2 protein-coding genes are annotated in these 2,204 nt (G+C 66.5%); both read right to left on the bottom strand.

Translation table 11 applies throughout. The features are described from left to right. A partial coding sequence (locus tag VV867_RS30865; protein ID WP_328568428.1) for a methyl-accepting chemotaxis protein occupies positions 1-1,469 on the bottom strand: 1,469 nt, incomplete at its 3' end. 576 nt (positions 1,470-2,045) lie between these two features. Further along, positions 2,046-2,204: hypothetical protein (locus tag VV867_RS30860; RefSeq protein WP_328568429.1), on the bottom strand; the 159-nt coding region annotated here is incomplete at its 5' end.

Raw genomic sequence — 2,204 nt, 5'->3', positions numbered from 1 at the left:
GCCTCGCCGGCGCGGGCGGCCTCGATGGCGGCGTTGAGCGCCAGCAGGTTGGTCTGCTCGGAGATGCCCTTGATGACCTCGAGAATCTGCCCGATGTTCACCGTGCGGCTGTTCAGCGACTCGATGTGGGTGCTGGCGTAGCTGATCTTCTCCGACAGCTGGTTCATCGCGCTGATGGTCTGCTCCACCACCTGGCGGCCGTCGCCGGCCTGGTGGCTGGCGTCGCTGGCATGGTGGCTGGCGTCGGCGGCGTTGCGGGCGATCTCCTGGGCGGCGGCGCCCAGTTCGTTGATCGCCGCGGCCACGCTGTTGGTGCGGTTGGCCTGCTCGTCGGAGTTGGCCATGGACGAGTTGGAGGCGTTGACCACCAGTTGCGACACGTCATGCAGCTGGCGCGCGGTGCCGGCCACTTCGCGGATGGACTCGTGGATGCGTTCGACGAAGCGGTTGAAGGCCTCGGCCAGGGTGCCGAACTCGTCGTGGCTGTGCACCGCCAGGCGCTTGGTCAGGTCGCCCTCGCCCTGGGCGATGTCCTGCATGGCGCGGCCCATGGCGGTGAGCGGCTGCATCAGCACGCGGATCAGCATGCCGAGCAGGAGGAGGATCGCGACGATGGCGACCAGCGCGGCTATCACCGCCGAGGTGCGGAAGGTACTGAGCATGGCGTAGGCCTTGTCCTTGTCGATGGACAGGCCGATGTACCAGTTGACCGAGGGCAGGCCCTTGACCGGGGCGAAGGCGAGGATGCGGGTGGCGCCGTTGAGCTCGCTCTCGCTGAAGCCGCTGCCGATCCGCGGGGTGTTCTGCGGGTAGATCTCGCTGAGGTTCTTCATCACCTGCTGCTTGTCCGGGGCGACCAGCACCTTGCCGTCGCCGCTGACCAGGAAGGCGTAGCCCATGCCGCTGAAGTCCAGCGAGTTGATGATCTGCACGATGGCCTGCAGGTTGAGGTCGCCGCCGACCACGCCCACCGTCTTGCCGGCGGCCTGGGCCGGGGTGGCGATGGTGATGATCAGCTGGCCGGTGGCGGCGTCGACGTAGGGTTCGGTCAGGGTGGTGCCGCCGGCGGCCAGGGCGTCCTTGTACCAGGGGCGGGTACGCGGGTCGTAGCCGTCGGGCATCTTGTCGTCCGGGCGCATGGTGAAGGTACCGTCCGCCTGGCCGAGGTAGGTGAAGCTGAAGGTCGAGGTCAGCGCCTTCTGCTCCAGCAGGGCGCCGAGCGTGGCCGGAGAGCTGTCGCGGCCGATGCTCTGGGCGCTGTGCTCGACCAGCAGGATGCGCCCGCTGAGCCAGTTCTGGATGTTGCTGGCGGTCACTTCACCCATTTCCTGCAGGTAGGACTCCAGGTCTGCGCGGATGGCATTGCGCTGCAGGTAGTCGTTGTACAGGGTGAAGAGCGCGAATGCGGCGAAAACCACCAAAGAAGCGGCCAGCAGTATTTTGTGGCTGAACTTCAGGTTCTTCATCATCTTGTTTTTGCATCCAGGGAGGGGGCCAGTGATTGGGGGCCCCGACGATGGTTCGGGGCTCCCGGACTACAGACCGCGCGCCGGGTAGGGCGGCGGTGGGGGCCGCTCGCGGATGGCGTGCGGCCCATGGCACTCCTGTGCCGGTAAGCCCTTGCCCGGGGCTGAAGCGCCGGCTGATGCGGCTTTCAGACATGAAGTCGGCATTTTCCGTAGGAAGCTTTAGCGAGGCGGACGAACGGTAGCGGTCGGCGGGTGAAAGGCAGAAAGAAGCGTGGGGCGCCGATGGGCCGGGCATGGGAACGGACCGCGAATGGAACGTAGGGCGCATAACGCCTACGGCGTTATCCGCCGTTTGGTCCTGGTTCCCGGGCACTCCGCTCTCGGCCGGGAGGTCGGGCATGAGGTCGGTGTATCGGCGTATAACCGCGAACGGTTATACGCCCTACGGGTGCCCATGCCTCGCACCCTTGTAGGAGCGCGCCCTGCGCGCGATTCGCGGGCAGGGCCCGCTCCTACAGGTGGCGTCTTGCGAACATGAAAAAGGCGCCCGCAGGCGCCTTGTTCATGGATGGCGGATCAGATACGGAAGCTGTCCACCAGGTGCCGCAGGCGGCCGGCCTGGTTCTCCAGGTCGGCGCAGGCGCGCAGGGTGGCCTGCAGGTTCTCCACGCCTTCCTGGTTGAGGGTGTTGATCTCGGTGATGTCCATGTTCAGCGAGTCCACCACCGCGGTCTG

The sequence above is a fragment of the Pseudomonas sp. JH-2 genome (genome assembly GCF_036231725.1).
GTDB lineage: Bacteria > Pseudomonadota > Gammaproteobacteria > Pseudomonadales > Pseudomonadaceae > Pseudomonas > Pseudomonas delhiensis.
This window is presented reverse-complemented; position numbering and strand designations above follow the sequence as displayed.